Origin of the sequence: Pandoraea sp. B-6 (genome assembly GCF_000282835.1) — a bacterium.
GTDB classification, from domain to species: domain Bacteria; phylum Pseudomonadota; class Gammaproteobacteria; order Burkholderiales; family Burkholderiaceae; genus Pandoraea; species Pandoraea cepalis.
In genome coordinates this window covers 14,418-19,002 of record NZ_KB290524.1, presented here as the reverse complement: position 1 = coordinate 19,002, position 4,585 = coordinate 14,418, and the positions used below count along the sequence as shown (strand labels likewise).

General features: G+C 65.8%; 4 protein-coding genes and 1 pseudogene. 4 read left to right on the top strand and 1 reads right to left on the bottom strand.

What is annotated here, in order from left to right; all coding sequences use genetic code 11:
- Positions 1-324: pseudogene (locus A985_RS28180) on the bottom strand (hypothetical protein); the annotation flags it as partial.
- Positions 325-573: 249 nt separating this feature from the next.
- Here A985_RS28180 and A985_RS0112645 point away from each other — a divergent pair.
- The 4 genes from A985_RS0112645 to A985_RS27050 form a co-directional block, all read left to right on the top strand.
- Positions 574-1,560 carry a fumarylacetoacetate hydrolase family protein gene (locus A985_RS0112645; protein WP_017233772.1) on the top strand — a complete coding sequence of 329 codons (987 nt, stop codon included), beginning with the start codon at positions 574-576 and terminating at the stop codon, positions 1,558-1,560.
- Between the two features lie 276 nt (positions 1,561-1,836).
- Positions 1,837-2,988, top strand: coding sequence for an ABC transporter substrate-binding protein (locus A985_RS0112640; RefSeq protein WP_017233771.1), 1,152 nt, complete (start codon positions 1,837-1,839; stop codon positions 2,986-2,988).
- A gap of 163 nt (positions 2,989-3,151) precedes the next feature.
- Positions 3,152-3,973 (top strand): enoyl-CoA hydratase/isomerase family protein, encoded by an 822-nt coding sequence (locus A985_RS0112635; RefSeq protein ID WP_017233770.1) that lies wholly within the window; start codon positions 3,152-3,154, stop codon positions 3,971-3,973.
- A gap of 144 nt (positions 3,974-4,117) precedes the next feature.
- On the top strand, positions 4,118-4,585 hold a 468-nt coding region (locus A985_RS27050; protein ID WP_369751574.1), incomplete at its 3' end, for a PhaM family polyhydroxyalkanoate granule multifunctional regulatory protein.

Genomic DNA, 4,585 nt, shown 5'->3' with positions numbered 1-4,585 from the left:
GAGCTTGCGGGGGGGCGGCTTGACGGCCGGCTTGGGCGCTGACGGCGCGGGGAGTGCGGGCGGCGCCGGCGGTGCGGGAGGTGCGACAGGTTTGAGCGGAATCAGCGTGACCGGAATCTCGGGAATCGGCGTGTCTTCCATCGACGACCGGTCGCTCGCGACCCACAATGCGATGAGCCCGTGGACGGCGAGCACGGCGGCCATCACGCCCGCCCAGACGAATCCACGCGTGCGCCAAAGCCCGCGCTGGCGAGCCGCCGCTGACGGTGTCGGGCCAGCGGGCGGCAAGACCGCGTCCTGGGAATCGATGGGGGCCGGAGGCACGTTGGGCACTGCTTGGCAAAAGGAGCAATAAGGGCGAGACGGACAATGCGGGCGATTCCGACGTTTAGCGAGCGACGGCACGAGCCACAATCCACCGGAACGTCACGGGCTCAGGATCTCACATTGCGATGCACTCGGTTCGACAGATCGTGTCGGCGGCCGTTCAACGGGCGGGCGATGCCCTCAGGTAGAATCTTCGGCTTCACGCGCCATTCTATCGGGCCTCAGGTGGCCCGCAGACTCCATCCCATGAAACTCGCTACCCGCAAGGACGGCACCCGCGACGGCCAACTGATCGTCGTGTCGCGCGACCTGTCGAGCGCCTGCATTGCCGACGCCATCGCGCCCACATTGCAACGCGTGCTGGACGACTGGACGTTCTACGCGCCTCAGCTCCAGACGCTCTACACCGAACTCAATCACCAGCGTGCGCGAAACGCCTTCGCGTTCGATCCGGCCGAATGCATGGCGCCGCTGCCGCGCGCGTACCAATGGGCCGACGGCTCGGCCTATGTGAACCACGTCGAGCTGGTGCGCCGCGCACGCGGGGCCGACATGCCGCCCGAATTCTGGACCGATCCGCTCATGTACCAGGGCGGCAGCGATGACTTCCTTGGACCGACGGACGACATCGTCTGCGCGTCCGAAGACTTCGGCATCGACTTCGAAGGCGAGGTTGCCGTGGTGACGTCGGATGTGCCGATGGGCGCCACCCCGGCGCGCGCGCTCGAAGGCGTGCGTCTGTTGATGCTCGTCAACGACGTGAGCCTGCGCAACCTGATTCCCGCCGAACTGGCCAAGGGGTTCGGCTTCTTCCAGAGCAAACCGGCAAGCAGCTTCTCGCCGGTGGCCGTCACGCCCGACGAGCTGGGCGATGCCTGGCACGCTGGCCGGGTGCACCGGCCGCTTACCGTGAAGTGGAACGACAAGAAGTTCGGTGCGCCCGAATGCGGCGAAGACATGGTGTTCGACTTCGGCCAACTCGTGGCGCACGTGTGCAAGACGCGCAATGTGCGCGCGGGCACCATCGTGGGCTCGGGCACGATCTCCAATAAGGATCGCAGTCGCGGCAGCGCATGCATTGCCGAGAAGCGCATGCTGGAGACAATCGACAAGGGCGCGCCGGAGACCGCGTTCATGCGCTACGGCGATCGCGTGCGCATCGAAATGTTCGACGCGCAGGGCAAGTCGATCTTCGGCGCCATCGATCAGGCCGTCTCGCCGCTGGATGAGTGACTTCTTGTCGCCAACGCGGCGGGAAATGCCTGTGGGCCTTGAAAGTCGGCGTCCTGCGGACCTTTGCGGCGTTCGCGGCGATGCGTCAATAGGGTGAACCCGGATATGGCAGGGAATTCCGGCTCCGCTATGCTTTGTCTCCTTGAGTCGGTTCGCACCCCTATCGGGTCGGCGAACCGGCCCTAATTTTCGCCGGCGCGGCGCGAGGCCCCTTTTCCAGGGGGCCCGCGCAAGAGAAAAACCGAGCGCGGGCCAGACCAGATCAGGAGACTCTCCATGCGAAACCCCGTGCGCACTGCCCTGCTGGGTGCGATGTTGCTGGCGATGGCCGGCGGTGCTGCCGCTCAGGTCAAGATCGGCGTGAATATCTCGCTCACCGGGCCTGCCGCGTCACTTGGCATTCCCGAGCGCAACACGATCACCATGCTGCCGACCGAGATCGGTGGCCAGAAGGTCGAGTACATCATGCTCGACGACGCGTCGGACACCACGACCGCCGTTCAGAACACCAAGAAGCTCATCTCCGAGAATCATGTCGACGCCATCATCGGGTCGTCGATCACGCCGAACACGCTCGCGATGATCGACGTGATCGCCAGCGGCACAACGCCCACGATTTCGCTGGCATCGTCGGCCCGCATCATCGAACCGGTCGACGCCAAGCGTTATTGGATGTTCAAGACACCGCAGACCGACGCGCAGATGGCTTCAGCCATCGCCGAGCATGCGAGCCGTCATGGCGTGAAGACGATGGCGTTTATCGGTCAGGGGGACGCGCTGGGTGAAGCGTTCTACGAGGAAGTCGCCAAGTTCGCCGCGCTGCACAAGATCAAGATGGTCGCCAGCGAGCGCTTCGCCCGCACCGATCCGAGCGTGACGGGGCAGATCCTGAAGATCATGGCCGCGCACCCGGACGCCGTCGTCGTGGGCGCCGCCGGCACGCCGGCCGCGCTGCCGCCGAAGGCCTTGGCCGAGCGCGGCTACAAGGGGCTCGTGTATCACAACCACGGCGTGGGCAATAACGACTTCCTGCGCGTGTGCGGCAAGGATTGCAACAACACGTACCTGCCGGCGAGCCCGGTGCTCGTGGCGTCGCAACTGCCGAACGATCATCCGGCCAAGGCGGTGGCGCTCGACTACATCAAGAAGTACGAAGCCAAGTTCGGTGCCGGCACGGTGGCCGCCTTCGGTTCGTATGCATGGGATGCCGGCATTCTGCTCCAGCGCGCCATTCCGATCGCGCTGAAGACGGCCAAGCCGGGCACGCCGGAATTCCGCAAGGCGTTGCGCGACGCGCTCGAGACGAGCAAGAACATGCACGTCACGAATGGTGTGATCAACATGAGCCCGACCGATCACCTCGGCCTCGACCAGCGGGCCCGTGTGATGGTCGAAATCGAGAATGGCAAGTGGCAACTCGCGCCGTGAGTGCCGCGCGAAAGTTGTGAGTCCTGCCGATCTCGCATGACGGTGAGGCGGCCGACGCTGCGCGCATCCACCACAGATTGACCGTCGGTGGTATCGGCGTTGTCCGGTGCCGCCGTCTCCCCATCCCCGCTTGCGCGGGGATATTTTTTTGGAGCGGTAAGCCATGTCGCAAGACCCCTATCAACACTACCAGTCGCTGCAATTCAATCGGCATCCCAATGGCGTACTCGAACTCATCATGGGCGCCGGGGCGAACAAGAGCGGCCTGTCGACGGCCGACCATCGCATGCACCAGGAACTGGCCGATGTGTGGCGCGACATCGATCGCGACACCGAGACGCGCGCGGTCGTCATTCGAGGCGAAGGCAAGGGGTTCTCCGGCGGCGGCGACCTGTCGCTCGTGGAAGACATGGCCGACGATTTCGCCGTGCGCTCCCGCGTGTGGCGCGAAGCGCGCGATCTCGTCTACAACGTGATCAATTGCAGCAAGCCGATCGTCTCCGCCATGCACGGCCCGGCCGTGGGGGCCGGGTTGGTCGCGGGCCTGCTCGCGGACATCTCGATTGCCGCGAAGACGGCGCGCATCATCGACGGCCATACGCGGCTGGGGGTTGCGGCGGGCGATCATGCCGCCATCGTCTGGCCACTGCTCTGCGGCATGGCGAAGGCGAAGTACTACCTGCTGCTGTGCGAGCCGGTCACGGGCGAAGAGGCCGAGCGCATCGGGCTCGTGTCGCTCACCGTCGACGAGGCCGACCTGCTGCCGCGCGCGTTCGAAGTGGCCGACAAGCTGGCGCGTGGCTCGACCACGGCCATTCGCTGGACCAAGTACGCGCTCAACAACTGGTTGCGCAGCGCGGGGCCCTCGTTCGATGCGTCGCTCGCACTCGAATTCATGGGCTTCGCGGGGCCGGACGTGCGCGAAGGCATTGCGTCGCTGCGCGAGCGCCGCGCGCCCGATTACAGCGGCGACGCCCCGTTCTGACACACCACTGGCGCACGCTCGGCGTATGATCCATATCCATACGCCCTCCGCGCGCCGACGTGCGCGCAAAGGCGCTCAGGATGTGCGCGACTTGCCGGGATTGCCCCGCGGGCCGTGCGTCCCCGACCGTGACTGGAGACTGTAATGAGCGATTCGACGAGTGCCATGCCCAACGGCTTCGACATTCTCAAGAAGATGTGGGAAGCGTTCAGCCCGCCCGCGACATTCACCTCGCCGCTCACGCAGTTGATGCAGAGCGCGGCGCCATTGCTCGATCCCGACGAGATCGAGAATCGCATCGCCGAGATGCGAGCGGTGGAGCAGTGGCTCACGCTCAATCTGAATGTGCTGCGCTCGACGATCCAGGCCTTCGAAGTGCAACGGGCCACCTATGCCACGCTTCGCTCGTTCGGCACCGGCACCTTCGGCGCCGCGAGCGACGCGCAGGCGAGTGCGTCGCCGTTCGGACAGGCGGGCGCGGCGAACTTCTGGCGCTCGCCGTTTGCCGCCGAGGCGCCGGCGCAAGACGTCGAGCCGCAGGCGAGCGCACCGGAACCCGAGCCGGAACCGGATCCGCAACCGGAACCCAAGGCGGCCGCGGCCGAGGAAGCC